Here is a 25,405-nt window from a genome sequence, read left to right on the forward strand (position 1 = left end):
AGCAAACCAGAGGTCCACGATAGGAAGCCGTGAAGGAAGCGGCGGTGGAGGCATGCAACAGGAGTGGCGATCATGAGTGATAATGGGCGTGACCATTTCGAGATTCCGAACGACATGCGGTCGATGGCGGAAGCCGGCTTCGAGCAGGCGCGCAAGGCTTTCGAGAGTTTTCTCAGCGGAGCCCAGCACACCGCCAGTTCGATCGAAGGGCGCAACGAGGCGGTTCGCAGCAGCGTTCGCGACATCAGCAGCAAGGCGATCTCCTTCGCCCAGCAGAATATGACGGCGTCGCTGGACTATGCCGAGAAGCTTCTCCGCGCCACCGATCTTTCCGAGGTGATGCGGCTGCACACCGAATATGTGCAGAGTCAGATGAAGGCGTTGACCGAACAGGCCAGCGAAATAGGGCAAAGCATGGGCCGGGCCGCCATGGAAATGGGGAAGCCCAAGATCTGACGAAGCCCAAAATCTGACTCGGTGTCGCGGTGGAAACCCGCGCGTAGTGTCTTTTTTCGAACTTTTGATCGAATCAGGGCGTTTTGCGCTGCAAAATCTTGTTGCGATGCACAATGGTTATGATAGTTGTGTAGGAGACTGCTTGCCCGGGTCTCGATGATACCGAATCCGGGCATCCGTGATCCGTCTCCGCCCCCTCGAAGGCCGCTTACTGGATCACGCGGTTTCATCCGATGCGAAGGACATACGCCATGACCAACACAACCGATCCGTTCGAAGTCCCCGAGCAGGTGCGCGCATTCGCCGAAAAAGGCATCGCGCAAGCCCGCGACAACTACGCGAAATTCAAGGAAGCCGCGCAGGACGGCAACGGCGCCATCGAAGCGGTCTTCAGCGCCGCCAGCAAGGGCGCACACGCTTACTCCACCAAGCTGCTCGGCTTTGGTCAGGCGAACACCAGCGCCGGCTTCGATTTTCTGCAGGAACTGGCCGGGGCGAAGTCGCTGTCCGATGTAACCGAAGTGTGGAGCAATCATGCCCGCAAGCAATTCGGGACATTTGCAACCCAGGCGAGGGAGCTCTCCGAACTGGCTCAGGAGATCGCGGTCGAAACAGCCGAGCCGATCAGGACCGGCGCGTCGAAACTGTTCCAGTCGGCGGCGTGATCGAACGGGGCCGTTGCGGCTTGCGGCAGACCCGAACCGGGATGGTTCGGGTTTCGTTTCCGCCAGAATATATCGTCGAATGCCCTTGATTCCGCGCCGGAACCACGCGCCTTGTATCGGCAGGCGAGGGGCCAGGGGCGTTGCGGCTGCGTCGTCGGCTTAAGCGGCCGGCCTCGCGATAACCGATGGTTGCGGCCTTGCCAAAGCAGGGCGTTGCTCCTAGTTTCCGCCCCGTTCGCCACCGTTTTTCAGGCCGCGAGCAGGATGCAGTTGTAGCTCAGTTGGTTAGAGCGCCTGTCTGTGGAACAGGAGGTCGGTGGTTCGAGCCCACCCAACTGTACCAACAAAATCAATTATTTAGATAGAATTTTCGCCTGCCTCCAATTGAGCATTCGCCGTTGGGGTGTGGTCTGGGGTGTGGGGTTTCATCCGTTACCATCCGTTCCCATCCGTTGCCATGTGCGCTGCCGTCCGTTGTGATCCGTTACTGAACCGGCTGGTCCCGCAGCGAAACACACGCGCGCGATTCGGCCTGGGCAACGCGAGTTGCTCTGCCCCGGCAGGATCGACACGCCGCACGGCGAAAACCAACGGGGAGCGGAGTTTCGCCGCACCGGCATAGTCTTCACAGCCCCTTTAACTATATTTGTTGTGATCCGGTCAGTTGTGTATTGTCGAATCGATGCCATTCTTTTCGAACTGACTGGCGTCAGCTACGTTGATAGCTGCGGAGGCGAAATCGATGCTCGTTACCATGCAGAACTCGGAGCTTGTTGAAAAGCTCATGAAGCTTGCGCGCGGTGATATCGATTTGGTGCAGCTTGCAGTTCGTGAGTCTGCTCGCGGTGCCGCTGCGGCCGACCTTGAACGGGTCGTTGATTATATTGTGGAGCATCGCGCCTCCACGCGGCGACCGCAACGCGTATCCGCGTCGGTTTGATTGTTCCGCCACTGAATTGTGATCCATGTCCATCGCATGGACCACCATCATAGTTATCGCGCTACTTCTCCCGGGCGTCTTCACGTTCATCGGGTATTCCACGACCGAACGCTTCTCACGCGATATCATAAAGACTAGCGCGGTTGGAGAAATCGGGGCCGCCGTCCTCATTGCGATCGTTGTTCATTTGATCGCGTTGTGGATTCTTACCCTTTGCGGATTTAGCCTTACTGAATTTATTCAGCCGCTCATAGATCACGAAAACCTTCCTGCAAGCACCATCGCTAATTTGGTGGTGCAGCGCCTTGCACCTATTGCGATTTACGTTGTCGTTACGGCACTCGCCGGGACTGTCGTGGGATGGTTGATTGCTACGGCCGTGATACGAGGCGGTTTGCCTCGTCTCGGCAAACACAAATGGATTTACACAGTGATGAACGCGAGTCGCGAAGGCATCGTGACTGCGCACGTCATGACAACGACAGCGGAAAATAACCGCATCCTAATGTACAAGGGCATTCTTTCGGAGTCTATCTGACGTTAGATGGCAATCTTACTTACGTGGTTCTCAAAAGCTGTTTTCGCTTCTTTATGACCTTTGACTATGAAATGCCAATGTTGAGCGAGCAATGCAATTGTTCGGCCCGGATCAACAAGAACGCGACTCTCAGTTCTGGGACTATTTGTTTATCTACGGAAAGAATATCGCCAACATCCTCGTTGATCCGAGTCAGCAAATCGAGGAAACAGCGCGCGGCAAAGAAAAGTTCTATGAAGCGCTTGAAAAAGACAGCGAAGAGCTAGAGACGGATGCACAGTGGTTCTCAGCGGACGTCTTCTCACACTGCCATGAAGTCACCGACCCCGCCGGTCGACGCGTCTTAGGGAAGCAACGCTGATGCTCTATTTAGACTTTGACGGCAAGTGGCTCGACAGGTTTCGGAAGTGGATTATTGGACTGCCAGATAGAGATTTTAGGGATGCAAGCTTAATAGACAAGGTCGGCCGGCTTATCCTTATTGGAATCGCGCTTGCACTATGCCTAGTCCTTCTCTGGATTTTCCTAAGGTAAATCACGGGGTGATCGTACAGATGGTGTGGTCAGTTCCGCGCGTGTTGGCATGGTCCTGGGTTGCGCAGTGAATCGACGGCCAGAAAAAGACCGCTCTTGGCGTTCAGCACCATCTCGCCGGTGGCGGGATTTGTGCCAACTGCAAAATTCAAAGAGTTGAGATCGATGAGATTGCCGCCGGCTATGGGAATCGCATTGAGATTCTGGTCGAGAGCGAATACGCCATCCCTAGTTGAAATCAGGGCCACGCCGGACTCTCGCCAATCTTTCAAAGGCGGCACGGGTAAACCGCCACCTGAAAACGGCATCGGCCGCGCGACTAGCTTCCCGTCCACGGTAAGTTCGAACAGCCCGTTTCGCGTCGAAAGGACAACTCGTTTGATTGAAGGAAGATCATAGACCCGCGAGAGAGGGCCTATACGCGCGCTGCTTCCGTCAACAACCGGCGTCATGACGTGTCCGTCGTAGAGAAACAGACCGTCCTTGCCCTCGATCAAGGTCTTGCCGAGGGTCGGAAGGTCGTAGATTCTGCCAAAGGGGAAAAGCTTTGGCTCTGGGTTTCCGATATTTCCGCCTGGAATGTCTTCGAAGCCGTCCCTCCCAAGCCGCCTCCATCGCGGGTGGTTTAAGTCGAACAGACCACCGGTCCGGTAGATCAACACCTGCTGAAACAGGCTTGAGGTTCGATAACGCTGGGCAGCACCGTTTGCCTCGCGAGGCAATCCTTCCTTGTATGATTGGAAGCTTAGAGAGCGGCTGCCAGTTCCTGAGACATTCCAAGACCGAGCGATCCGGATTTTTAAGGAGCATCACGATCTTGCAACGTGGCAGTACCAGGGCTGTCTTGCGATTATCAAGACCTTGGGCCACAAGGCTATCCGGCTAGTGTAATTACGTCGCGGAAAGTATCCTACCACTAATTTTTCTCGACGACACGCCGGCCTATTCCGATAAGGCCATCGCATTCCTGCGCGGAAGCGGCAGTCGTCCAACTGGCGCAAGCGCTGAACTTGCCGCAAAATTCGATCTGGTGCGTGACCGCGATCTCAAGGAGTATATGATCCGGATTTGGGGTTACGATACACTCGATAAACTGCCGCAGAGGAATGCGCGGCCCGAGACCTACGCTCTCGCCGCCAAAGCGTGTGAACGCATTGCGCGAATTTCCGATCAATCATTGCGCGACCAGAACTTTGGGGTCGATTGCCCGGTCCCACCCAGGAAAAAACTGTACGGGGAGCCGTAGCTCCCGCTGGCTCGTCGATTGTCCCATACCCAGGAGTTTATCGAATGCCGGACGGCATTGCTGGCAAGCGTGGAAGTGAAATCGGGAACGACTCGTCGCTTGGCGAATTGTTTGCCGGGACGGAGGCCTCCCCCCAGGGCTCGTCTTCAATCCCCGAGAATGCCCCAACCCGCCGGTGATCCCCTTCGCCGGCGGGTTATTAATTTAATTGATTGAACCTTTAGCTTCATCCTGATCTTGATCTCGCCGCGCGGCAGTTCCCGCGGCCCTTGGAGCTAATCCGGAGCAGTCGTCGGTGCGCGGCTGATTCGTGGTCGCTGGCTTTCTTACGAAGCGCGTCTCTCGCTTTTCCTGCCGGAAGCTTATCGACCTTCTCCGTATCAATGTCCGCAAGGCGGCGGTTTTCGCCGAGTGTTGGGTTCATGACACATCCGTTGCAAACGGTGTCGCACGACTATGACAATAGCGAATGCCCGATCTGCAGCAGAGATGGCTTCTCGTTACCGGCCGGAAGGTGCATGAATTGCCGTCTGGTGACGCGCGCCACGATAACTAAAGACGACCCTCATATAAGGAGGCTGCGATGAAGAAACTGGTGTCGATCGATGAGCGGACCGAAGGAAAAGATCGCGGCGCGTTCGTCCTACATTGGGTAGAGAACATCGTTGAATACAGCATCGTCACCGATCGGGACGGCACGAAATCTCGGATCGCTAAACCAGCCATTCAACAGAGTAAGACAGAGCGCCCTTATTCCGACCAGAATCAGCGCCGCACAATAGAAGCCGAACTCCAACAAACGCATTGCTAGATTCAGAACCGTCAAACTCGCAGATCAAGACATCTTCAAATGCCTGGCCAACGGTTGTTTCGGCGGGAGTAGGCGACGAAGCGAGCGTGACAAGCGCTGCGATCAACACGCCTAAATCGTAGGGGCACTTCACCTAATCTTTGGCTTTTGCCGTCACGCATCTTTGCGCTAAAACAAAGCATTCATGAAAAAAGGTTGGTATCGTCGATTTAACCGGCGCTATTTTTTCGTTCCTTGGTGCTGGTGATGGGCCGCCAAGGTGCTCACCAACGCTTTGGCGGTCTTTCCTTGGCTGTTGCTATCGCACTGCCGGTCGTCTCCCAACCGATCCATATCAACCGGCTCGCGAAGGTGCGGCAAGCCTTTCGGCTGATCTGGAAAAATAAACTTTTGCCGCGAAGCCATCGCTCGTCGAAGCGGTCCCCAAACTGAATCGCGTCTAGCAAATTGCGCGACCTTAAGGGTCAATAGTCGAGGCGATTATTAAATTGCCCAGCGATTTCCTTGGCTTCGGCTTTACCGAGGCGTGCCGCATCTCGCGCGGAAATGAGAAGTCCATTCGCAGTATCATCCGCCAAATCAGACATTACCAGCCTCCTTTGGCCGGACCTTTATTGTTATAAGCAAACAAGTTATCGAATAACGGAAATGCATCCATCGATTTCGAGCGCGTTGGCCGGCTTGAAGAGAATTGCCCAATGCGAAAAACGTTGATTGCTGCGGCTCTGTTCGGGTTCACCGCCTGGGCGATCGTCACGTTTGCTATGATGGTCGCGAAGTGGACCAGCCAAGTGCAGGGCGATTCCAGCATCCAGCGTCAGTCACACTAGCCACCCGAGGCCGTCCGTCGTCTCGAGGCGTTCGAGCGCTGAGAAGCCCGGCGAACCGTCTTTGACGGCGTCCTGCTTTTTCCTATCCCCGCCGTTGACCAGATCGTTTAGTCTGCATAACGTCAATCAAAGTTGACACACGTGCCGCGGCCCGACAAGCTGCCTCGGGGAACCGGGCTCGTGCGGTCGGCTGTGGAACCGCTCGACAGGGTGCGGCTGATCTCAATGGAGCGCTGCAGGACGGAGGACACTTAGCTCATGGCGAGGGCCTTTCCATTTTCGGCGATCGTCGGCCAGGACGAGATGAAGCTTGCCTTGATGATTGCGGCCGTCGATCCCCGGATCGGCGGCGTTCTCGCCTTCGGCGACCGTGGTTCCGGGAAATCGACGGCGGTGCGCGCGCTGGCGGCGCTGTTGCCGACCATGCGGGCCGTCGCGGGCTGCCGCTATCAGTGCGATCCCGATGACGCCACTTCGTGGTGTGAGGCCTGCAGGGCGCAGGCTCTCAAGGGTAAGCTGAAGTCACATCGCGTGCCGGTGCCGGTGGTCGACCTGCCGCTCGGAGCGACCGAAGACCGCGTGGTCGGCGCGCTCGATCTCGAGCGCGCGCTGGCGCATGGCGAGAAAACCTTCGAGGCCGGACTGTTGGCGCGCGCCAATCGCGGCTTCCTTTATATCGACGAGGTGAACCTGCTGGAGGACCACCTGGTCGATCTGCTGCTCGATGTCGCTGCCTCCGGCGAGAACGTCGTCGAACGGGACGGACTCAGTATCCGGCATCCAGCCAGAATCGTTCTTGTCGGCACTGGCAATCCGGAGGAGGGCGAGTTGCGCCCGCAACTGCTGGATCGCTTCGGTCTGTCGGTCGAGGTCAAGACGCCGGACGATCTGCTGACGCGCATCGAAGTGATCAAGCGGCGGGATGCGTTCGAAAACGATCCTGCCGGCTTTGTCGCGCAATGGGCGAAGGAGGAGGCAAGGTCGCGGAAGACGATTCTGTCGGCCCGTGAGCGGATCGACGAGGTTCTGGTCTCCGACGCCATGCTGACAAGGGCTGCGCAGCTTTGCATGTCGCTTGGCACGGACGGATTGCGCGGTGAATTAACGCTCATGCGCGGCGCGCGTGCGGTCGCTGCCATCGAGGGAAAAAAGGTCGTCAACGAAGACCATTTGAAGCGCGTCGCACCGGCCGCTTTGCGCCATCGGCTGCGCCGCAATCCGCTCGACGAATCCGGAGCGAGCGTGCGGGTCGAGCGTGCGCTCGCCGAATGTTTTGCCGCATGAGCACGGGCGCGGAGATCTGGTTGGACGCGGTAACCTCGGCCGCATTGTTCGCGGTCGATCCCGTCGGCGTCGGCGGCATTTGCGTCCGGGCGAGCCCGGGCCCTGTGAGGGATCGCTGGCTCGCGATCTTGCGGGCCTGCTTTCCGCTTTCCGTCCCGTTCCGAAAATTGCCGCCGGCGATCTCGGAGGACCGCCTGCTGGGCGGCCTGGATCTCGCGGCGACGCTGCGGGCAGGACGGCCGGTGGTCGACCGGGGGCTGCTGGCGGACATCGATGGCGGCGTTTTGCTTGCGGTGATGGCTGAACGGTTGCCGCCCGCCACGATGGGACGTTTGAACGCCGTCATGGATCGCCGCGAGGTTGTTGTCGAGCGCGACGGCGTGTCGCGACGGATGCCGTCATCCTTTGGTGTCGTTGCCTTCGATGAAGGCGTGGACGATGAACAGGCGCCGGCTGCGTTGTGCGACCGTCTCGCGTTCCAGCTCGATCTCCAGTCCTTGGGCGGCGCAGATGCGAGTTCAGCCGGCTTCGACTTCGAGGCCGACGATCTCATTGCGGCCCGTCACCGGTTGGTGGAGACGACGATAGCGGCAGACCTTGTCGAGACACTATGCCAGGTCGCGGTCTCACTCGGCATCGCCTCGCTTCGCGCACCCCTGCTGGCTGTTCGTGTGGCGCGGGCAGCGGCGGCACTCGACTGCGATGAGGTCGTGGGGCGCGCGCATCTGGAACTCGCTGCACGACTGGTGCTGGCTCCGCGCGCGACGGTGTTGCCGGCGCCGCCGGAGCAGGAGCCGGAGCGGCCTTGCGATCAAGAACCTGGCGAAGCTGAGGACAGTCGCGATGACGAGATCTCGATCGAGGATCTCGTTCTCGAAGCTGCACAGGCCGCGATCCCACCCGACCTGTTGAAGCGGCTGCAAGACAACAGCCTCAATCGACCTCGCAACTCGAGTGCCGGCAAGCAGGGACAGTCACGCGCGGGTCCACGGCGCGGCCGGCCCACTGGTGTGCGCCGTGGAGAGCTCGGTCGCGGCGCCGGGCTGAATCTGCTGGAAACATTGCGCGCGGCTGCGCCTTGGCAGCCGCTTCGCCGGATTTCAGCGAGCAACGAATCCGGCGGAGCGACACGCATTTTCATCCGCAAGGAAGATTTCCGCATCAAGCGCTTCAAGCAACGCAGCGCGACCTCGACGATCTTCGTCGTCGACGCTTCCGGCTCCTCGGCATTGCAGCGACTTGCCGAAGTCAAGGGTGCGATCGAGTTGCTGCTGGCCGATTGCTACATCCGGCGCGATGAGGTCGCATTGATCGCATTTCGCGGCCAAACGGCCGAGCTGGTTCTGCCTCCGACGCGATCGCTGACCCGTGTCAGGCGCAGCCTTGCAGCGATTGCCGGCGGCGGCGGAACGCCATTGTCGGTCGCGATCGCCTCGGCGACCACGCTCGCGTCCGCGATCCGCAGCAAGGGTCATTCGCCGACGGTCGTGTTGATGACGGATGGGCGCGCCAACATGACACGCGACGGCAGCGGAGGACGTGCCGCCGCGGAAGCCGAAGCGCAAGAGGCGGCGCGGCAGCTGCGTGTCGCCGGTATTCCCGCGGTCGTCATCGACACCTCGCCGCGTCCGCACCCGCAGGCCGAGCGGATCGCGACGGAGATGAGGGCGCGCTATGTCGCGCTACCCTATGCCGATGCCACAAGGCTCTCGCGAGTGGTGCAGGCAAACATCCGCGGGGATGGTCAGGCATGATGATCGCGAACGCGCTTCGGCAACCGCTCTCCCTGCGCGATCTGCGCATCGTCCGGACCGGCGGCGGCCGGGTGCCCGCCCGAGTTGGTATCCAGCACCGGCTTGCTGGAACGAACGATAGTCAAGATGCATTTTCACGGCTTGGTGACAAGATATCCTGTCATCTGGATGCCCAAATGCCGCATTTTGCCGGACAGTAACCGGTCAGGCAATGAGAGGACGATCGATGCAGCAGGTCTCATCAACGGCAAGTGCCCAGGACGCCAATCCGGCGCGCGAGGAGACGTTGCCGGCTCCGCTGTCGGGCAAGCGCACCGAGCTTGCCGATCGGCATCACGGCCAGATCATGCTCTATGGACAGAGTCTGACATCTCCGGGTGGGACCGCGCCGCCCTTGCTGCTGGTGCACAGCATCAATGCGGCCGGAACGGCCTACGAGATGAAGCCGCTGTTCGAGCACTATAGCGGCAAGCGTGCGGTCTATGCTTTGGACCTTCCGGGTTTCGGCCTGTCCGACCGCAGCGACAGAAAATACACGCCGCGGCTGATGACGGACGCCATTCATGCAGCGGTGCACGAAATTCAGCGAGTGGAGGGCGATGACCCCATCGACATCGCCGCGCTGTCGCTGGGATGTGAGTTCGCGGCACGCGCTGCGACCGAGACGCCGAATGCGTTCCGCAGCATTGCGCTCATCAGTCCGACCGGTTTCGATCGCCGCTCTGCCCGGGCTGCAGGGCGGACTGGAGGCGATGGCACGCGCGCGATGCCCTGGCTGCTTGGATTGCTGAGGTTTCCGCTATGGAGGCAGGGCTTCTTCCAGGCTCTTACCTCCCGCGCCAGCATCCGCTTCTTCCTTCAGAAGAGCTGGGGTTCGAAAGAGATCGACGAGGGGTTGCTCGAATACGATTACATCACCACGCATCAACCGGGCGCGGAAAACGCACCTTACTATTTCGTGTCGGGCTACCTCTTCAGCACGGATGCGATGAAACTCTACCGGAACCTCTCGATGCCCGTCTGGATGTCCCACGGTTTGCGCGGAGACTTTGTCGACTACGAACAAAAAGTGCTCGTCCAGCGGCTGCCGAATTGGGATATTTCGGTTTTTCAGACGGGCGCCATGCCGCATTTCGAAAAGCTTGCGGAATTCATCGCGCTCTACGAAAGCTTCCTGACTCGTTTGGTGACGAAATAAACTCATCTCTGAGACGCATGTATCGGTGACTTCGTAACTTCTTTGTCAGTGGCGGCACGATGGGTGCAAAACTGTCCTGGCGTGCCGATGGCGCGGACTGGCCTAACCGCGAAGCAAGCCGCTTCGTGGAAGCCGCCGGATACCGCTGGCACGTTCAGATCATGGGATCAGGTCCCGTCGCGTTGCTCGCGCACGGGACCGGATCGGCCACGCATTCCTGGCGCACGCTCATGCCGCTCCTGGCGCGGCGCTTTACGGTGGTCGCGCCGGATTTGCCTGGTCACGGTTTTACCGAGATGCCGCCGGCCTTTCGATTGTCGCTTCCCAGCATGGCGCGGGATCTCGCCGCGCTTTGCAGGCAACTCGATGTGAAGCCGCAAGTCGCGATCGGCCATTCGGCCGGAGCCGCGATTCTCACGCGCATGGCGCTTGACCGATCGATCGAGCCGAGCCTGATCGTCAGCCTCAATGGCGCCTTTCTGCCGTTTGGCGGCTTTGCCGCGCTGGTGTTCTCGCCGCTCGCCAAAGCCTTGACGTTCAACCCGCTAGTGCCGCGGCTGGTCGCCCGGCGTGGCGGTGATCCGGCTGCGGTGCACCGGTTGATCACCGGAACAGGATCGATCATCGACGCCGAAGGCGAGCGGCTCTATGGCAAGCTTGTCTCCACCCCCGCGCATGTCGCGGCCGCCTTGCAGATGATGGCGAATTGGGAATTGCGTCCGCTGGTCCGTGATCTGCCCAGGCTGCAACCTGTCCTCCTGCTGATCGCAGCCTCCAACGATCGCACGATTCCGCCGGACATCGCGCGGAGGGTTCGGGAGATCCTGCCCAAGGCAAAATTGAAGATGATTCCGGGACATGGTCATCTCATGCACGAGGAAGTGCCCGAACTTGCCGCGCAAATCATCATTGACGAAGGAATCTCTTCCGGTGTCATTGCGCCGCAACAGGGAATGTCAACTTGACTTGATATTTTTCTGGCGCAACCGTCAATTTAAGTTTACACTTTGCGTCATGCTCGATGTCTCGCCCCCCATTCATGCGCGGACGTTCCGCGCCGACCCCCGGCCGCACGCTGTCGTCATTGGCAGCGGATTCGGCGGACTGGCGGCGGCGGTGCGGCTGGGAGCGCGGGGATATCGCACGACCGTTCTGGAAAAGCTCGATGCGCCGGGCGGGCGGGCCTATGTGCATCGGCAGGATGGCTTCACCTTCGATGCCGGCCCCACAATTATCACCGCTCCCTTCCTGTTCGAGGAGCTATGGTGGCTGTGCGGCCGCCGGCTTGCCGATGACGTCACGCTGAAGCCCGTGTCGCCGTTCTACCGCATTCGCTTCGACGACGGCGCCGTGTTCGATTGCTCCGGCGATGCGGCGGAAATGCGCGAACAAATCGCCCGCTTCTCAACGGACGACGTCGCCGGTTACGAAAACTTTCTGAAAGCCAGCGAGGCCATCTTCAAGGTTGGATTCGAGGAACTGGGCGACGTGCCCTTTGACTCCTGGAAGGACATGGCGCGCATCGTGCCGGCGATGCTCCGCTTGAAGAGCTATCGTACTGTGTATGATTTTGTCGCGTCCTTCGTGCGCGACGAGCGGCTGCGTGTCGTGCTGAGCTTTCATCCGCTTCTGATCGGCGGCAATCCGTTTACGACCACCTCGATCTACTGCCTGATCGCATTCCTGGAGCGGCGCTGGGGCGTGCATTTCGCGATGGGCGGCACCGGCAGCCTGGTGAAGGGACTGGTCGGCTTGATAGAGGGGCAGGGCGGATCGGTCCGGTGCGGATCCGAGGTCGCCGAGATCCTGACGCAACGAGGCGTCGCCACCGGCGTACGGCTCGCGAGTGGCGAGACCTTGCAGGCCGATATCGTGGTGTCGAATGCCGATCCTGCCTGGACTTATAAGAAACTGCTGCCGGGAATTGCGCGCAAACGCTGGACCGATCGCCGCATCGACAATGCGCGCTACTCGATGAGCCTGTTCGTCTGGTATTTCGGCACGCGCCGCCGCTATGACCACGTCGCGCATCACACAATCCTGCTCGGGCCACGCTATCGCGGACTGCTGCAGGACATCTTCGAGCGAAAGGTGCTGGCGGAGGATTTCAGCCTCTATCTCCACCGGCCGACCGCGACTGATCCCTCGCTGGCGCCGCCGGGTTGCGATGCCTTTTATGTGCTGTCGCCGGTCCCGCATCTCGAGAGCGGCATCGACTGGTCGGTCCAGGCCGAGCCTTATCGTCAACGGATCGAACGGGCGCTCAGTGAGACCGTCTTGCCGAATCTCGGGCGCGACGTGGTGAGCTCGCGAATTTTGACCCCGCAGGATTTCCAGGATCGACTCTCATCCTATCGTGGCGCGGCCTTCGGACTCGAGCCGGTCCTGACCCAGAGTGCGTGGTTCCGCCCGCACAACAGGAGCGAAGAGGTCGAGCGGCTGTTTCTCGTCGGCGCCGGCACGCATCCAGGCGCCGGCCTTCCTGGCGTCCTGTCCTCGGCCCGTGTGCTCGACGACATCGTTCCCGATGCAAAATCGCTGGAGAAGATCGCGTGACTGATGTCTCCGATATCGCAGTCTGCAAGACGCTGCTGCGCGGCGGCTCGCGGACCTTCTTTGCGGCCTCCTTGATATTGCCACGCGCGGTCAGCGATCCCGCGATCGCTCTTTATGCCTTCTGCCGTCTCGCCGACGACGCCGTTGATCTCGGCGGCAGCCGATCGAATGCGGTCGACGGGTTGAGGGATCGCCTTGCTCGTGCCTATGCCGGTCAGCCACTGGCGTTGCCGGCCGATCGGGCGTTTGCGGAGGTGGTCGCGCGCTTCGCCATTCCGAGGAAATTGCCCGAAGCACTGCTCGAGGGATTGGCCTGGGATGCCGAAGGCCGCCGCTACGAGACGCTCGACGATCTTCTGGATTATGCCGCGCGCGTTGCCGGGGCCGTCGGCGCCATGATGGCACTGCTGATGCGCCGGCGCGATCCGGCTGTCGTCGCGCGGGCTTGCGATCTCGGCATCGCGATGCAACTCACCAATATCGCCCGCGACGTTGGTGAGGACGCGCGCGCCGGCCGCCTCTATCTGCCGCTGCAATGGCTGCGCGAGGCGGCGATCGATCCCGCGACGTGGCTGGCCGATCCGCGTTACGACATGCGCATCGGCAGCGTCATCGGGCGCCTGCTTGCCGTCGCCGACACATTCTATCAGCGGTCCATCGCCGGCGTCGGGGCGCTCCCGGCTTCTTGCCGCCCCGGCATTCATGCCGCGCGGTTGATCTACGCCGAGATTGGACATGAGCTGGCGCGCGCAGGGCTTGATTCGGTTTCACGCCGAACGGTTGTGTCCGGATCGCGCAAGCTTCGCCTGCTTGCCGACGCCGTGGCGCAGGCTTCTTTTGCCGAGCACGGCTTGATCAGCGATGATGTGGATCCGGCGGCCCGCTTTCTGCTGGATGCAGTCGCAGCGTCCCCGTCGACGGTTGCATTGAGCATGCCGAGATCCCCTCGAAAGAGCGTGCGCGATCGGGCCGTGTGGGTACTCGATCTGTTCGAGCGACTCGAACACCGCGACCAGTTGCGGCGCGCCGGTGACCTCTCATGAACGGGATGGGCGGACTCGTCGAGTTCTGCGTGGTTGCAATGTTCGCGCTTGGCTGGGCTTTGCTCGAGTGGCAGGGACGCAGGCTTGATCGCAAGCGCGCCGAGCGCGAGACGGCCGAGACCCGGGACAAATCATAGAGCCTCGCTTCTGATTTCATCAGAATCGAAAAGGTTCTGTCCTTCGCGATCGCCGCGGCATGCGGAAAGGCAGCATGGCCTGCACGATGGGCATCCGGAAACGATCGAGCGAAAGGCTCTCATGCACGATCTCGGCAGTTTCGCCGAAGAGTTTTGCCGATAATTGCGAGCGTGCGTAGAACGGAGCGTCCTCGAGTGTGCGCTTTACGGTGACAAGCTGCTGCGCGTCGGCTCGCGCCGTTCGCGCAACGCGCCAGCCGGTCGAATCCAGACTGGCCCGCGGCAGCGGCTCCAAATGCTCCACTGTACCCGTTCGGTCGAATCGCATGGCAAGGCTGCTTGCGTCCTGACTGCGCGCCATCATGTCATACGAGACGACTGTTCCCTTCCCGGTATCTGCGCGTGACCACTCCCAGCCGATGAAGTCATGCTCGAGCGGCGCCTCTCCGTAATTCATGTCGAAATAGCCTTCGCCGAGCCACCGTGTCGAGGGTCGCCGGAAGTCGACCTCAACCTGCGAACAGGGAGCGATCGGGTGCCAGCGATGGCGTCCTGCGGCATCGAGCGTAAAAGCGTTCCTGGTCAATGCGGAGGGATAGACGCGTACGACGCCCTGGAGACGATGTGGAAACGGGACGGCCACTTCATCGATCGTGAATGTCAACGCCTCACCATTCCAGTCGATACGGCTCGGGCCGATGACGAATTCGTTTTTGCTGCGCCGTATCGCGGCGCGGCCGCGCTCGGTCATGGCCCAGTGCTTGCGCTGCTGGCCATAGATCGCGACGTTCAACGCGCAATGATTGAGTGGGTCGCCGCGGCCGAAGCGCCGGGCAAGCGCATAGTAAGGCGAGAACACACTGCCGATGAAGGCGATGAGCGTGATGCCTTGTGCGCCATCGTCGCTCAGCGCGTCGACATACCACCACGCGTAGCCGTTTTTCGGAACGGCGCGGTCGAAGTCAGGTCCGCGATCAGGCTCGTTGCCGCCATCCGTCCCGATAGTGCCGCCATCGGCACTCCCGGTCCCGGATGGACACTCCCTCCCGCCAGGTACAGTCCGGGAAGCTTCGTTTTTGCTCCCGGCCGCTGGAATGACGCCAGCCAGCCGTGAGAGCTTCGGCCATACAACGCGCCGCCCGTTCCCGGAAACATCCGATTGAAGTCGGTCGGCGTCGTGACCTCCGTCAATTCCGGGGTTGGCTTGATGGTGAGACCGCACCGTTCCAGCATCCCGAAGGTTCGTTTCGCGCATTGGCTGATCTCCGCTGGTTCGAATCGATACCGGTCGCCGACCGCAGGCGCGTTGGCGAGAATGAACAGCCGCTCCGGCGACGATCCCGCTGGCGGCTCGTCGTTGCGGTCCTGCGCGCAGACATAGACGGTCGGCTCGCTCGGTAACTGGCGGCGGCCGACGATGCTGTCGAACTCGGCGCGATAGTCGCGCGAGAAGAACACGGAATGACGAAGCAGCGGGAATCCACTCGGAGCGGCGACGCAGCTCCAGGTCATGGCCGACAGCGAGCGCGCCTTGTCCGGAATGACGGCCGCCGTTCGTGCCGCGTCGGGACCAAACAGGCCTTGTGCAAGCGCTGCCACGTCGGCAGTCATGATGACATTGCCGGCCTCGATGCGCTCGCCGTCGGCGAGCAGGACGCCCGACGCGCGACCGGATTCGACGACGACGTCCGATACGTCCGCGTCGTAGTGGAACTGCACGCCGCGGCTCGCGGCCATCTCGGACATGATTGAGGCGACCCGATGCATGCCGCCGTCGACCAGCCAGACGCCCGCGCTCTCGACATGCGCGACCAGCATCAGCGTGGCCGGCGCGTCGAATGGCGACGAGCCACAATAGGTGGCGTAGCGGCCGAACAATTGCTGGAGGCGGGGATCCCTGAAATAGCCGCCGAGCGCCTTCCAAAGCGTCTGGAACGGCCTGATCGCTATCAGGTCGCGAACGCCGGAACTAAGCAGCAACGATGTCATGCTCGGTGCGGGTGCAGAGATAAAAGGCGCCTTGAGGACGTCGAAGATCTTCTTCGCATCCGCGCTGAAGGCCTTGAAGCCCGCGGCCTCGGACTGGCCTGCGAAACGGCCGATCGCGTCCGCTGAACACTCTTCATCGGAGAACAGATCAAGCTGGCTGCCATCGGCCCAGGCGTGGCGGGCGAGAACACTCAACGGACGAAGCGTGATGTGATCGTCGAGTTGCTCGCCGAGCGAGTCGAACAATTCGTCGAACACCCAGCGCATGGTGAAGACAGTCGGACCGCAGTCGATACGCCAGTTGCCCAGCACCGCCTCACGCATCTTGCCGCCGGGACGGGCGGTGCGCTCGACCACCGTGACCTCAAGACCCTGGGCTACCAGGGCCAGCGCCGCGCTCAGTCCCGCTATTCCGGCTCCGATGACGACCACTCGTTGGCTGCTCATGACGTCTCTCAGAACAAACCGCTTGCTGTTCGGGAATATCCGTCTATTATGCTTTACATGTCAAACGTCAATTATAGTTGACATTTCGAGGCGGCCACAAACACGGAGGCAGGCCATGGATATCGCGACGCGGATCGAGAATTCTCTTAATCAGGCGGTCGGATTAGCCGGGCAGGCGCGATGTCCACCTCGATTGGCGGCGGCGATGAGCGCCGCGGTATTTCCCAGAGGAGCACGGGTCCGACCCCGGTTGTGCTATGCGGTTGCGAGCGCCTGCGGAGACGATGAACCCGAGGCGACCGCGGCTGCGGGCGCGGCCATCGAACTTCTGCATTGTGCTTCGTTGGTGCATGACGATCTGCCCTGCTTCGATGACGCCGCGATCCGGCGCGGGCGCCCCTCGGTCCATGCCGCCTTCGGCGAGCCGCTGGCGGTTCTCGTAGGCGACGCGCTGATCGTCCTCGCCTTTCAGACCATGGCGCGTGCCGCATGTTCGCCACAACGAATAACGCGCCTGATCGCAACGGTCGGCGCGGCGGTCGGCGTGCCTCATGGCATTGTCGCGGGCCAGGCCTGGGAGTGTGAAGCGGAAATCGATCTGTCGCACTACCATCGTTCGAAGACCGGCGCATTGTTTGCCGCGGCCACGGTCTGTGGAGCCGCCGCTGCGGGCGAAGACAATCCGGAAGCCTGGCGCAGCCTAGGCGAAAAGATCGGAGAGGCATATCAGGTCGCCGATGACATCAGGGATGCGGCGAGCGACGAGGAGGAGGCCGGTAAGCCAATCGGCAAGGATGTCGCGCTCGGCCGTCCCAGCGCGGTCATTCGCTACGGGCTTACGGGTGCGATCTCCTATCTTCACGAACTCGTCGCCGACGGTATCCGCACGATGCCGCCCTGCGCCAACGCACATGAGTTGAAGACATTGATGGAGCAGGAGGCGAAGCGCCTGGTGCCGAAGCGTCTAGCGCAATTCGCCGCATAGCAATTGCGAGGCCAGCCATGGCCCTCAGCGACCGAATCGAATCGGGCCGTCTCCTCGGCCACGGCTGGCGGGGGTTTCGCGATTTCTTGCTGTGCAGCAGGCGTTTTCAGCGTTTTGCCACGGCCTTTCCCTTGACGCGGCCGATCGCGCGGCGTCATGCGAATGCGTTGTTCGACCTTTGCGCGGGCTTTGTCTATTCGCAGGTTCTGGTTGCCTGTGTCCGCGTGCATCTGTTCGAGCAGTTGCGGGATGGGCCGTTGCCGACCGCGATGTTGGCGGCGCGTGCGTCCATGCCCATCGATGCCATGACGACGTTGCTCGAAGCGGCCACCTCGCTCCGATTGCTGGAACGACGCGGACGCGAGCGTTACGGTCTCGGCCCGCTCGGTGCGGCGATGCTGGGTAACTCCGGCATTGCCGCGATGGTCGAGCATCATGCCGCACTCTATGCCGATCTGGCTGATCCGGTTGCGCTGCTGCGCGACGAACCGGGCGAGCGCAGGCTTGCGCACTATTGGCCCTATGCCCGCCAGACGTCACCTTCCGCGCTGACCCGCGAGGTGGTCTCGCCTTACACCGCGCTGATGTCGGCCACTCAGCCCATGGTCGCGGAGGCGGTGCTTGACGCCTATTCCTTCGCCCGACACCGCTGTCTTCTCGATGTCGGTGGTGGTGACGGCAGTTTCCTGATCGCGGCCGGGCAGCAGACTCCCGCGCTGGATCTGAAATTGTTCGACCTTCCTGGAGTCGCTGCGATCGCGCGCGAGAGATTCGCCGCGGCCGCTCTCGATCATCGCGCGTCGGTCATGGAGGGGAGTTTCCTCACGGATCCGCTGCCGGCAGGGGCGGATGTCATTTCGCTGATCCGTGTCGTGCACGATCACGACGATGACGCGGTGCTGCAATTGTTTGCGCGCGTGCGCGAAGCGTTGCCCCGGGATGGCGTGTTGGTGATCGGCGAGCCGATGTCCGATCCATCGGGCGTCGATCCGGTCGGCGCTTATTTCGCCGTCTACCTCCGCGCCATGGGCAGCGGCCGTCCGCGCAGCGTTGCTGCACTGCGAAATATGTTGAAGCAATCCGGATTCGCCGACGTGCGCCAACGCTCTACCCGGATTCCGATGATTGCAAAGGTCATCGTCGCGCGCGCCTGACGAAATTGTAAATATCAGTTGACACATAGAATAGTAAGGTTATCATGACACTCAGATGAGAAGTCCGCCGGGGGATTAGCCAGATGCATACGTTGGCCGTCGTGCTGGAAACTCCAAAGCAACTCGCGCTGAAGCGGCTTCCTTTGGCTGAAACCTCTGGCGGCGATCTCGCTGTCGACATCGAATGGACCGCGATCAGCACCGGCACGGAACGCTTGCTGTTCGAAGGGCGAATGCCGGTTTTTCCCGGCATGGGCTATCCGCTGGTGCCGGGCTATGAAGCGGTGGGACGCGTCCGATCCTGCGATGCCGATTCAGGTTTCCGTAAAGGCGAGCGCGTGTTCGTGCCCGGCGCGGCGGGTTGCTTCGGCGAGGTGCGCAGCCTGTTCGGCGCGGCTGCGTCGCATCTCGTGGTGCCGGCGAGGCGCGCGGTCTCCTTCGATGAAGCGCTGGGCGAGCACGGTACGCTGCTCGCGCTTGCCGCGACGGCCTATCACGCGTTGCGCGGCGACCCGAAGCCCGATTGCATCGTCGGACATGGTGTGCTCGGGCGGCTCCTTGCGCGCCTTACCATGGCGCTTGGCGGCGCGCCGCCGGTCGTATGGGAGCGTGACGCCGATCGTGCCAGGGGTGCAACCGGTTACGAAGTCATCGATCCCGCTGCAAATACGCGGCGCGACTATCGCGTCATCTGCGATGTCAGCGGCGATGCCTCGCTGCTCGACGATTTGATCGCTCATCTTGCGCCCGGAGGCGAGATCGTTCTCGCCGGCTTCTACAGCATGCCGCTCAGCTTCGTGTTTCCGCCGGCGTTCATGCGCGAAGCGCGCATCCGCGTCTCCGCCGAATGGCGCCAGGACGATCTGGTTGCCGTGCGCGACCTCGTCGATCGCGGGAAGCTGTCGCTCGACGGGCTGATCAGTCATCGCGCAGACGCCCCGGAGGCGACCGACGCATACCGGACCGCATTCAACGATCCCTCGTGTCTGAAAATGGTCCTCGATTGGAGAGCATACGCATGAACGTTCATCCGAAGCTCAGTGCCATGACGGACAATTTGCGTGCGGAAGCTGCGGTGGAGCCGGATGCGCCGGTCACCACGCCGCCGACCAAAAAGACGCAGATCATCGCGATCTACGGCAAGGGCGGTATCGGCAAGAGCTTCACGCTCGCCAACCTGTCCTACATGATGGCGCAACTCGGCAAGAAGGTGCTCCTGATCGGCTGCGACCCCAAGAGCGACACCACCTCGCTGCTGTTCGGCGGCCGTGCTTGCCCGACCATTCTCGAAACCTCGTCAAAGAAGAAGCTCGCAGGCGACGAGGTCGCCATCGGCGACGTCTGCTTCAAGCGCGACGGCGTGTTCGCGATGGAACTCGGAGGGCCGGAGGTCGGCCGCGGCTGCGGTGGCCGCGGAATCATCCACGGATTTGAACTGATTGAGAAGCTCGGCTTCCACGACTGGGGCTTCGACTACGTGCTGCTCGATTTCCTGGGCGACGTCGTCTGCGGCGGCTTCGGCCTGCCGATCGCGCGCGACATGTGCCAGAAGGTGATCATCGTCGGCTCCAACGACCTGCAATCGCTCTACGTCGCCAACAACGTCTGCTCGGCGGTCGAGTATTTCCGCAAGCTCGGCGGCAATGTTGGTGTCGCGGGAATCGTCGTCAACAAGGACGACGGCACCGGCGAGGCGGCCGCTTTCGCGCAAGCGGCGGGCATTCCCGTACTGTCGTCGATACCGGCGGACGACGATATTCGTCGCAAGAGCGCCAGTTATCAGATCATAGGCAAGCCTGGCACGCCATGGGCGCCGCTGTTCGAGGAACTTGCGGCGCGTGTCGCGGACGCGCCGCCGCAACAGCCCCGCACGCTGACGCATGACGGATTGCTGAGCCTGTTCAAAAGCTCCGATGTCGGACGCGATGTCGTGCTGGAGCAGGCGACGATCGAGGACATGTGCGGTCCGCAGGTCAAGGCGAAACCTACCCTCGAAGTAATTTACGACAACGTATGACGGACGTGACGCAATGAGCGAAGCACTTCGCCATGACCGGACGACGAGTGAGAGCGACATTCAGGTCGCGGCTCCGGAGCTTGAGCCTGCGGCGGTCGCCGGCTCCGCGCCGACGCCCGGCGGCGGATTGAGCTGTCACGCCGGCAAGGACGAATTGAAGAAGGCCGCCGAAGCGGCCGGCAAGAGCGAGACGCTGGCGCGCTACGCCGCCGACTATCCGGTGGGGCCGCACGACCAGCCGCAAAGCATGTGTCCGGCGTTCGGCTCGCTCCGCGTGGGGCTGCGGATGCGCCGGACGGCGACGGTCCTGTCGGGCTCGGCCTGCTGCGTCTACGGACTGACCTTCACCTCGCACTTCTATGGCGCGCGGCGCAGCGTCGGCTATGTGCCGTTCAACTCCGAGACGCTGGTGACGGGAAAACTGTTCGAGGACATCCGCGACGCCGTATTCAAGCTTGCGGATCCCGCGCAATTCGATGCGGTGGTTGTCATCAATCTGTGCGTGCCGACTGCATCCGGCGTGCCGCTGCAAATCCTGCCGAAAGAAATCAACGGTGTTCGCGTCATCGGCATCGACGTTCCGGGCTTCGGCGTTCCGACTCATGCCGAAGCCAAGGACGTGCTGGCGGCCGCGATGCTGAACTACGCACGGCGCGAAGCCGAGGAGGGGCCGGTCCAGGCACCGCGCGCGCCGCAGTCCGGCAAGCCGACCGTGACCTTGCTCGGCGAGATGTTCCCGGCCGATCCCGTCGGCATCGGTATGCTGCTGGCCCCGATGGGACTGGCCGTCGGTCCGGCCGTCCCGACGCGGGAATGGCGCGAACTCTATGCTGCGCTGGACTGCGCCGCGGTGGCCGCGATCCATCCGTTCTACAAGGCCTCGATCCGCGAATTCGAAGCCGCGGGCCGCGCCGTCATAGGCTCCGCGCCTGTTGGCTGCGACGGCACCGCCGCCTGGCTCGACGCGGTCGGGTCCGCATGCGGAGTGGCGCGGAGCGCCATCGACGCGGCGAAGAATGCCGCGCTTCCCGCGATCACCGCCGCGCTCGCGGCCAAGACGATCAGCGGCCGCATCACGCTGTCCGGCTATGAGGGATCGGAGCTTCTGGTCGGCCGGCTCCTGGTGGAGAGTGGCGCGGACCTGCGTTACGTCGGCACCGCCTGCCCGCGCACGCCGTGGTCGGATGCTGACCGCGAGTGGCTCGAAGCCAAGGGCGTGCGCGTGCAGTATCGCGCTTCGCTCGAGCAGGATCTCGCCGCGATGGAGGAGTTCGCTCCGGATCTCGCCATCGGCACCACGCCGGTCGTGCAGAAAGCGAAAGCCAAAGCCATCCCCGCGCTCTACTTCACCAACCTGATTTCGGCCCGTCCGCTTTTCGGCGCCGCCGGCGCGGGCTCGCTCGCCCAAGTCGTCAATGCCGCGATCGCCGGCAAAGCCCGCTTCGACACCATGCGCGAATTCTTCGAGGGCGTGGGCGAGGGCGACAAAGCCGGGATATGGCAGGACACGCCGACGCTGCGGCCCGATTACCGCGATAAATTTCGCAAGGCCACGCTGGCGCAAGCCAAGAAGCGCAAGTCCGAGGAGATGATCTGATGCTCGTGCTCGATCACGATCGTGCGGGCGGCTATTGGGGCGCGGTCTATGCGTTCACCGCGATCAAGGGCCTGCAGGTGATCATCGACGGGCCGGTCGGCTGCGAAAACCTGCCGGTGACGTCGGTGCTGCATTACACCGATGGGCTGCCGCCACACGAGCTGCCGATCGTGGTGACCGGACTCGCCGAGGAAGAACTCGGCCAGAAGGGCACCGAGCAGGCCATGAAGCGCGCGCGCGCCGTGCTCGATCCCGATCTGCCCGCGGTGGTGGTGACGGGGTCGATCGCCGAGATGATCGGCGGCGGCGTGACGCCCGAAGGCAGCAACATCAAGCGCTTCCTGCCGCGGACGATCGACGAGGATCAATGGCAGAGCGCCAACCGCGCCATGTCCTGGTTGTGGAGCGAATACGGCCTGCGCAAGATTCCCGAACGCAAGCCGCGCGCTGAGGGCGCCAAGCCGCGCGTCAATATCATCGGCCCGATCTACGGCACTTTCAACATGCCATCCGATCTCGCCGAGATCCGTCGCCTGGTCGAGGGCATCGGCGCGGAGATCAACATGGTCTTTCCGCTCGGCAGCCACCTCGCCGACATTCCGAAGCTTATCAACGCCGACGCGAACATCTGCATGTATCGCGAGTTTGGGCGGTTGCTGTGCGAGACCCTGGAGCGGCCTTATCTGCAGGCGCCGATAGGCTTGCATTCCACGACCGCGTTCCTGCGCTCGCTCGGTGAAATTCTCGGGCTCGATCCGGAGTCCTTTATCGAGCGCGAGAAACACACGACCATCAAGCCGCTGTGGGACCTCTGGCGTTCAGTCACGCAGGACTTTTTCGGAACCGCGAGCTTCGGCATTGTCGCTAACGAGACCTACACGCGAGGCATACGGAATTTTCTCGAAGCCGAGCTGGGTTTGCCCTGCATGTTCGCCTTCGCTCGCACGGCTGGGACCAAGACCGACAACGAGACCATCCGCAAGGCGGTGCATGAGAAGACGCCTTTAGTGCTGTTCGGAAGTTACAACGAACGCATGTACGCGTCCGAAGTCGGTGGCCGCGCGATCTACATCCCGGCCTCTTTCCCAGGCGCAGCGATCCGGCGGCACACCGGAACGCCTTTCATGGGATATGCCGGCGCCACCTTTCTGGTGCAGGAAGTCTGCAACGCGCTATTCGACGCGCTGTTTCATATTCTTCCGCTCGCAACCAGCCTCGACAAGATCGAGGCTACGCCGTCGCGCGTTCATCGCGAACTCGCCTGGGACCCGGCGGCCAAACTCGCTCTCGACCGCATAGTCGACAGTCAGCCCGTGCTGGTGCGGATCTCCGCTGCCAAGCGCCTCCGCGATGCCGCCGAGCGCGGTGCACTCCGATCCGGCCTGGAGCGGGTGACGGAGGAGGTTCTTGCCGAAGCCAGTACATCGCTGGAAGGGCAAGCCGCATGATCAGGAAATCGTATCTCAACCGGGAAGGAGAGACCGATGTCGATGGCGCCGTATGAGAGCACACACCACAAACCAGCTTCAGGCTCGAAAGCAGGCTTCGAATATCTCTTGGTCTACACCGCCTGCTTCGCTGCTTTCCTCGTGCCAGTCACCCTCAAGCGCATCAGTGCGCGGAGCGGTAACGAGGCGCAACATCGCAATTCAGTCCTTGGGGAGACGAGCGAGATGGCTGCGAACTGCGCGTCGTCGTCGTTCGTGGGGTTGTGACAGGGAATTCGTGCGGCTCGCTGCACGGATGGCCATGCCGGCAACGGGATGGCCTTCGACGCCGCTCATGCTTCGAGCGGCATTCGGCCGAAAGGCCTAAATAGGAGGTACTACACATGGTGGACGTACCAAGCAAGGGAGGCTCTCTGTCGGGGCTGACCGAATCGGAAGCCAAGGAATTCCACAGCATCTTCATGACGAGCTTTGTGATCTTCACGGTGATTGCGATCATCGCGCACATTCTCGCCTGGATGTGGCGTCCGTGGCTACCGGGCCCTGGCGGGTATAAGGCGGCGATGGATGGAGCGATCCACTACGCCAGCATCGTTAGCTCCTACCTGACCTAGAGAAGGAGAAGACTATGTGGCGCTTATGGTTGTTGTTCGATCCGCGCAGAACGCTGGTTGCTCTGTTCACGTTCCTGTTCGCACTGGCATTGGTGATCCATTTCATCCTGCTCAGTACGAACCGGTTCAACTGGCTAGAAGGACCTCGTCCAGCAAAGACGTCGTCCATTTCCGACCCGGCGACTCCGCTCAAGCTCGGCTAGGAATCAATATCTGGAAGCGGGCGATCTGGACGGCAGATCCGGTTTGCCCGCTCCCAATTCCAACGGCGAGGCGGCATCGTTAGCACTGGAGGAATGACCGATGGCCATGCTCAGTTTTGAACGCAAATACCGCGTCCGCGGCGGTACGTTGATCGGCGGCGATCTCTTTGATTTCTGGGTCGGCCCGTTCTATGTCGGCTTCTTCGGAGTGACGACGATCTTCTTCACGTTCATCGGCGTATCGCTCATTCTGTATGCCGCGGCTCTCGGGCCCACCTGGAACCTCTGGCAGATCAGCATCAATCCGCCGGATGCCCAATATGGCTTGTCCTTTGCGCCGCTGGCTGAAGGCGGCTTCTGGCAACTCATCACGGTGTGCGCGCTCGGCGCCTTCGTTTCCTGGGCCCTGCGCGAAGTCGAGATCTGCAGGAAGCTTGCAATCGGGTACCACGTGCCGTTTGCATTCGGCTTCGCTATCTTTGCCTATTTCACCCTCGAAGTGATCCGTCCGGTTCTGATGGGGTCGTGGAGCTACGGTTTCCCTTACGGCATCATTTCGCATCTCGATTGGGTGTCGAACACGGGGTATGAGTTCGGCAATTTCCACTACAACCCCGCGCACATGGTCGCGATCACGTTCTTCTTCACGACCTGCTTCGCTCTCGCGCTTCACGGTTCGCTCATATTGTCGTCGACCAACCCTGGCCGCGGCGAGGAAGTCAAATCGCCGGAGCATGAGAATACGATGTTTCGCGACCTGCTTGGCTACTCGATCGGGACGCTCGGCATTCACCGGCTCGGTCTCTTCCTGGCTCTTTCTGCAGTCTTCTTCAGCGCCGTCTGCATCGTCATCAGCGGGCCGGCCTGGTTGCGTCCGGAAGGAGCCTTGTGGTCCGACTGGTGGGAGTGGTGGCGCAGCGTGCCGATCTGGTCGCCGCACGGTTGAATGGGAGGTTGCA

28 protein-coding genes and 1 tRNA gene are annotated in these 25,405 nt (G+C 61.5%); 24 read left to right on the top strand and 5 right to left on the bottom strand.

Annotated elements, in window-relative coordinates:
- The first annotated feature begins 72 nt into the window (after nucleotides 1-72).
- The 6 genes from ACS3WA_RS10065 to ACS3WA_RS10090 all read left to right on the top strand — a co-directional run bounded on the left by ACS3WA_RS10065 (nucleotide 73) and on the right by ACS3WA_RS10090 (nucleotide 2,960).
- Nucleotides 73-456 (top strand): phasin, encoded by a 384-nt coding sequence (locus ACS3WA_RS10065; RefSeq protein WP_438278389.1) that lies wholly within the window; start codon nucleotides 73-75, stop codon nucleotides 454-456.
- A gap of 251 nt (nucleotides 457-707) precedes the next feature.
- Nucleotides 708-1,121, top strand: a complete 414-nt coding sequence (locus tag ACS3WA_RS10070) for a phasin (RefSeq protein ID WP_438278390.1) — start codon at nucleotides 708-710, stop codon at nucleotides 1,119-1,121.
- Nucleotides 1,122-1,387: 266 nt separating this feature from the next.
- Nucleotides 1,388-1,464 (top strand) — tRNA-His (locus ACS3WA_RS10075).
- Between the two features lie 399 nt (nucleotides 1,465-1,863).
- Complete coding sequence (locus tag ACS3WA_RS10080) at nucleotides 1,864-2,061, top strand: hypothetical protein (protein ID WP_438278391.1); 198 nt, start codon at nucleotides 1,864-1,866, stop codon at nucleotides 2,059-2,061.
- A gap of 25 nt (nucleotides 2,062-2,086) precedes the next feature.
- On the top strand, nucleotides 2,087-2,599 hold the full coding sequence (locus ACS3WA_RS10085; RefSeq protein ID WP_438278392.1) for a hypothetical protein: 513 nt from the start codon (nucleotides 2,087-2,089) through the stop codon (nucleotides 2,597-2,599).
- 91 nt (nucleotides 2,600-2,690) lie between these two features.
- A complete protein-coding gene (locus tag ACS3WA_RS10090; protein WP_438278393.1) occupies nucleotides 2,691-2,960 on the top strand; it encodes a hypothetical protein in 270 nt (89 codons plus the stop codon).
- A 202-nt stretch (nucleotides 2,961-3,162) separates the two neighbouring features.
- On the opposite strand, the gene ACS3WA_RS10095 is transcribed toward ACS3WA_RS10090, so the two are convergent.
- Nucleotides 3,163-3,855, bottom strand: a complete 693-nt coding sequence (locus tag ACS3WA_RS10095; protein WP_438278394.1) for a hypothetical protein — start codon at nucleotides 3,853-3,855, stop codon at nucleotides 3,163-3,165.
- Nucleotides 3,856-4,962: 1,107 nt separating this feature from the next.
- Between ACS3WA_RS10095 and ACS3WA_RS10100 the strand changes: the two genes are divergently transcribed.
- Nucleotides 4,963-5,190, top strand: coding sequence for a hypothetical protein (locus tag ACS3WA_RS10100; protein ID WP_438278395.1), 228 nt, complete (start codon nucleotides 4,963-4,965; stop codon nucleotides 5,188-5,190).
- Between the two features lie 464 nt (nucleotides 5,191-5,654).
- Here ACS3WA_RS10100 and ACS3WA_RS10105 read toward each other — a convergent pair whose 3' ends face one another.
- A complete protein-coding gene (locus ACS3WA_RS10105; protein ID WP_438278396.1) occupies nucleotides 5,655-5,777 on the bottom strand; it encodes a hypothetical protein in 123 nt (40 codons plus the stop codon).
- 501 nt (nucleotides 5,778-6,278) lie between these two features.
- Between ACS3WA_RS10105 and bchI the strand changes: the two genes are divergently transcribed.
- Together bchI and ACS3WA_RS10115 are read left to right on the top strand one after the other, a co-directional pair.
- The gene (gene bchI, locus ACS3WA_RS10110) at nucleotides 6,279-7,304 is read left to right on the top strand and encodes a magnesium chelatase ATPase subunit I (protein WP_438278397.1); all 1,026 of its coding nucleotides are present in this window, start codon (nucleotides 6,279-6,281) and stop codon (nucleotides 7,302-7,304) included.
- Complete coding sequence (locus tag ACS3WA_RS10115; RefSeq protein ID WP_438278398.1) at nucleotides 7,301-9,058, top strand: magnesium chelatase subunit D; 1,758 nt, start codon at nucleotides 7,301-7,303, stop codon at nucleotides 9,056-9,058. Before bchI ends, ACS3WA_RS10115 begins: the two co-directional genes overlap by 4 nt.
- Here the strand turns inward: ACS3WA_RS10115 and ACS3WA_RS10120 are convergent.
- Nucleotides 9,049-9,183, bottom strand: coding sequence for a hypothetical protein (locus ACS3WA_RS10120; protein WP_438278399.1), 135 nt, complete (start codon nucleotides 9,181-9,183; stop codon nucleotides 9,049-9,051). The genes ACS3WA_RS10115 and ACS3WA_RS10120 overlap by 10 nt on opposite strands.
- Nucleotides 9,184-9,284: 101 nt before the next feature.
- Between ACS3WA_RS10120 and ACS3WA_RS10125 the strand changes: the two genes are divergently transcribed.
- Genes ACS3WA_RS10125 through ACS3WA_RS10145 form a run of 5 tightly spaced genes read left to right on the top strand, consistent with a single transcriptional unit; the run spans nucleotide 9,285 to nucleotide 13,992 of the window.
- Nucleotides 9,285-10,256 (top strand): alpha/beta fold hydrolase, encoded by a 972-nt coding sequence (locus ACS3WA_RS10125; RefSeq protein ID WP_438278400.1) that lies wholly within the window; start codon nucleotides 9,285-9,287, stop codon nucleotides 10,254-10,256.
- Between the two features lie 59 nt (nucleotides 10,257-10,315).
- Nucleotides 10,316-11,221, top strand: a complete 906-nt coding sequence (gene bchO, locus ACS3WA_RS10130; RefSeq protein ID WP_438278401.1) for an alpha/beta fold hydrolase BchO — start codon at nucleotides 10,316-10,318, stop codon at nucleotides 11,219-11,221.
- 49 nt (nucleotides 11,222-11,270) lie between these two features.
- Entirely contained in the window at nucleotides 11,271-12,812 is a 1,542-nt protein-coding gene (locus ACS3WA_RS10135) for a phytoene desaturase (RefSeq protein WP_438278402.1), read from the top strand.
- Entirely contained in the window at nucleotides 12,809-13,855 is a 1,047-nt protein-coding gene (locus ACS3WA_RS10140) for a phytoene/squalene synthase family protein (RefSeq protein ID WP_438278403.1), read from the top strand. Before ACS3WA_RS10135 ends, ACS3WA_RS10140 begins: the two co-directional genes overlap by 4 nt.
- Nucleotides 13,852-13,992 carry a hypothetical protein gene (locus tag ACS3WA_RS10145; protein WP_438278404.1) on the top strand — a complete coding sequence of 47 codons (141 nt, stop codon included), beginning with the start codon at nucleotides 13,852-13,854 and terminating at the stop codon, nucleotides 13,990-13,992. The genes ACS3WA_RS10140 and ACS3WA_RS10145 overlap by 4 nt, the downstream gene beginning before the upstream one ends.
- A 19-nt stretch (nucleotides 13,993-14,011) precedes the next feature.
- On the opposite strand, the gene ACS3WA_RS10150 is transcribed toward ACS3WA_RS10145, so the two are convergent.
- Nucleotides 14,012-14,851, bottom strand: a complete 840-nt coding sequence (locus ACS3WA_RS10150; protein ID WP_438278405.1) for a hydratase — start codon at nucleotides 14,849-14,851, stop codon at nucleotides 14,012-14,014.
- Nucleotides 14,852-14,898: 47 nt separating this feature from the next.
- Nucleotides 14,899-16,428 (bottom strand): 1-hydroxycarotenoid 3,4-desaturase CrtD, encoded by a 1,530-nt coding sequence (gene crtD / locus ACS3WA_RS10155; RefSeq protein WP_438278406.1) that lies wholly within the window; start codon nucleotides 16,426-16,428, stop codon nucleotides 14,899-14,901.
- Between the two features lie 115 nt (nucleotides 16,429-16,543).
- Between crtD and ACS3WA_RS10160 the strand changes: the two genes are divergently transcribed.
- The 10 genes from ACS3WA_RS10160 to pufL all read left to right on the top strand — a co-directional run bounded on the left by ACS3WA_RS10160 (nucleotide 16,544) and on the right by pufL (nucleotide 25,392).
- Entirely contained in the window at nucleotides 16,544-17,413 is an 870-nt protein-coding gene (locus tag ACS3WA_RS10160) for a polyprenyl synthetase family protein (protein WP_438278407.1), read from the top strand.
- Between the two features lie 17 nt (nucleotides 17,414-17,430).
- On the top strand, nucleotides 17,431-18,567 hold the full coding sequence (locus ACS3WA_RS10165; RefSeq protein ID WP_438278408.1) for a methyltransferase: 1,137 nt from the start codon (nucleotides 17,431-17,433) through the stop codon (nucleotides 18,565-18,567).
- 83 nt (nucleotides 18,568-18,650) lie between these two features.
- On the top strand, nucleotides 18,651-19,589 hold the full coding sequence (gene bchC / locus ACS3WA_RS10170) for a chlorophyll synthesis pathway protein BchC (RefSeq protein WP_438278409.1): 939 nt from the start codon (nucleotides 18,651-18,653) through the stop codon (nucleotides 19,587-19,589).
- Nucleotides 19,586-20,584, top strand: coding sequence for a chlorophyllide a reductase iron protein subunit X (locus ACS3WA_RS10175; protein WP_438278410.1), 999 nt, complete (start codon nucleotides 19,586-19,588; stop codon nucleotides 20,582-20,584). The genes bchC and ACS3WA_RS10175 overlap by 4 nt, the downstream gene beginning before the upstream one ends.
- A gap of 13 nt (nucleotides 20,585-20,597) precedes the next feature.
- Nucleotides 20,598-22,181 carry a chlorophyllide a reductase subunit Y gene (bchY, locus tag ACS3WA_RS10180; RefSeq protein ID WP_438278411.1) on the top strand — a complete coding sequence of 528 codons (1,584 nt, stop codon included), beginning with the start codon at nucleotides 20,598-20,600 and terminating at the stop codon, nucleotides 22,179-22,181.
- Nucleotides 22,181-23,629, top strand: a complete 1,449-nt coding sequence (bchZ, locus tag ACS3WA_RS10185) for a chlorophyllide a reductase subunit Z (protein WP_438278412.1) — start codon at nucleotides 22,181-22,183, stop codon at nucleotides 23,627-23,629. The genes bchY and bchZ overlap by 1 nt, the downstream gene beginning before the upstream one ends.
- Nucleotides 23,630-23,665: 36 nt before the next feature.
- Nucleotides 23,666-23,896 carry a hypothetical protein gene (locus ACS3WA_RS10190; protein WP_438278413.1) on the top strand — a complete coding sequence of 77 codons (231 nt, stop codon included), beginning with the start codon at nucleotides 23,666-23,668 and terminating at the stop codon, nucleotides 23,894-23,896.
- Between the two features lie 116 nt (nucleotides 23,897-24,012).
- Complete coding sequence (gene pufB, locus ACS3WA_RS10195) at nucleotides 24,013-24,243, top strand: light-harvesting antenna LH1, beta subunit (protein ID WP_438274272.1); 231 nt, start codon at nucleotides 24,013-24,015, stop codon at nucleotides 24,241-24,243.
- 14 nt (nucleotides 24,244-24,257) lie between these two features.
- The gene (gene pufA, locus ACS3WA_RS10200; protein WP_438278414.1) at nucleotides 24,258-24,446 is read left to right on the top strand and encodes a light-harvesting antenna LH1, alpha subunit; all 189 of its coding nucleotides are present in this window, start codon (nucleotides 24,258-24,260) and stop codon (nucleotides 24,444-24,446) included.
- 100 nt (nucleotides 24,447-24,546) lie between these two features.
- Entirely contained in the window at nucleotides 24,547-25,392 is an 846-nt protein-coding gene (gene pufL / locus ACS3WA_RS10205; protein WP_438278415.1) for a photosynthetic reaction center subunit L, read from the top strand.
- Nucleotides 25,393-25,405 lie beyond the last annotated feature (13 nt).

Origin of the sequence: Nitrobacter sp. (assembly GCF_051535235.1) — a bacterium.
Classification (GTDB): Bacteria; Pseudomonadota; Alphaproteobacteria; order Rhizobiales; family Xanthobacteraceae; genus Nitrobacter.

What these genes read in the sequence shown, in the direction of transcription:
- ACS3WA_RS10065 (WP_438278389.1), top strand. Translation starts at nt 73, where the DNA reads ATGAGTGATAATGGGCGTGACCATTTCGAGATTCCGAACGACATGCGG.
- ACS3WA_RS10070 (WP_438278390.1), top strand. Translation starts at nt 708, where the DNA reads ATGACCAACACAACCGATCCGTTCGAAGTCCCCGAGCAGGTGCGCGCA.
- ACS3WA_RS10080 (WP_438278391.1), top strand. Translation starts at nt 1,864, where the DNA reads ATGCTCGTTACCATGCAGAACTCGGAGCTTGTTGAAAAGCTCATGAAG.
- ACS3WA_RS10085 (WP_438278392.1), top strand. Translation starts at nt 2,087, where the DNA reads ATGTCCATCGCATGGACCACCATCATAGTTATCGCGCTACTTCTCCCG.
- ACS3WA_RS10090 (WP_438278393.1), top strand. Translation starts at nt 2,691, where the DNA reads ATGCAATTGTTCGGCCCGGATCAACAAGAACGCGACTCTCAGTTCTGG.
- ACS3WA_RS10100 (WP_438278395.1), top strand. Translation starts at nt 4,963, where the DNA reads ATGAAGAAACTGGTGTCGATCGATGAGCGGACCGAAGGAAAAGATCGC.
- ACS3WA_RS10105 (WP_438278396.1), bottom strand. Translation starts at nt 5,777, where the DNA reads ATGTCTGATTTGGCGGATGATACTGCGAATGGACTTCTCATTTCCGCG.
- bchI (WP_438278397.1), top strand. Translation starts at nt 6,279, where the DNA reads ATGGCGAGGGCCTTTCCATTTTCGGCGATCGTCGGCCAGGACGAGATG.
- ACS3WA_RS10115 (WP_438278398.1), top strand. Translation starts at nt 7,301, where the DNA reads ATGAGCACGGGCGCGGAGATCTGGTTGGACGCGGTAACCTCGGCCGCA.
- ACS3WA_RS10125 (WP_438278400.1), top strand. Translation starts at nt 9,285, where the DNA reads ATGCAGCAGGTCTCATCAACGGCAAGTGCCCAGGACGCCAATCCGGCG.
- bchO (WP_438278401.1), top strand. Translation starts at nt 10,316, where the DNA reads ATGGGTGCAAAACTGTCCTGGCGTGCCGATGGCGCGGACTGGCCTAAC.
- ACS3WA_RS10135 (WP_438278402.1), top strand. Translation starts at nt 11,271, where the DNA reads ATGCTCGATGTCTCGCCCCCCATTCATGCGCGGACGTTCCGCGCCGAC.
- ACS3WA_RS10145 (WP_438278404.1), top strand. Translation starts at nt 13,852, where the DNA reads ATGAACGGGATGGGCGGACTCGTCGAGTTCTGCGTGGTTGCAATGTTC.
- crtD (WP_438278406.1), bottom strand. Translation starts at nt 16,428, where the DNA reads ATGAGCAGCCAACGAGTGGTCGTCATCGGAGCCGGAATAGCGGGACTG.
- ACS3WA_RS10160 (WP_438278407.1), top strand. Translation starts at nt 16,544, where the DNA reads ATGGATATCGCGACGCGGATCGAGAATTCTCTTAATCAGGCGGTCGGA.
- ACS3WA_RS10165 (WP_438278408.1), top strand. Translation starts at nt 17,431, where the DNA reads ATGGCCCTCAGCGACCGAATCGAATCGGGCCGTCTCCTCGGCCACGGC.
- bchC (WP_438278409.1), top strand. Translation starts at nt 18,651, where the DNA reads ATGCATACGTTGGCCGTCGTGCTGGAAACTCCAAAGCAACTCGCGCTG.
- ACS3WA_RS10175 (WP_438278410.1), top strand. Translation starts at nt 19,586, where the DNA reads ATGAACGTTCATCCGAAGCTCAGTGCCATGACGGACAATTTGCGTGCG.
- bchY (WP_438278411.1), top strand. Translation starts at nt 20,598, where the DNA reads ATGAGCGAAGCACTTCGCCATGACCGGACGACGAGTGAGAGCGACATT.
- bchZ (WP_438278412.1), top strand. Translation starts at nt 22,181, where the DNA reads ATGCTCGTGCTCGATCACGATCGTGCGGGCGGCTATTGGGGCGCGGTC.
- ACS3WA_RS10190 (WP_438278413.1), top strand. Translation starts at nt 23,666, where the DNA reads ATGTCGATGGCGCCGTATGAGAGCACACACCACAAACCAGCTTCAGGC.
- pufB (WP_438274272.1), top strand. Translation starts at nt 24,013, where the DNA reads ATGGTGGACGTACCAAGCAAGGGAGGCTCTCTGTCGGGGCTGACCGAA.
- pufA (WP_438278414.1), top strand. Translation starts at nt 24,258, where the DNA reads ATGTGGCGCTTATGGTTGTTGTTCGATCCGCGCAGAACGCTGGTTGCT.
- pufL (WP_438278415.1), top strand. Translation starts at nt 24,547, where the DNA reads ATGGCCATGCTCAGTTTTGAACGCAAATACCGCGTCCGCGGCGGTACG.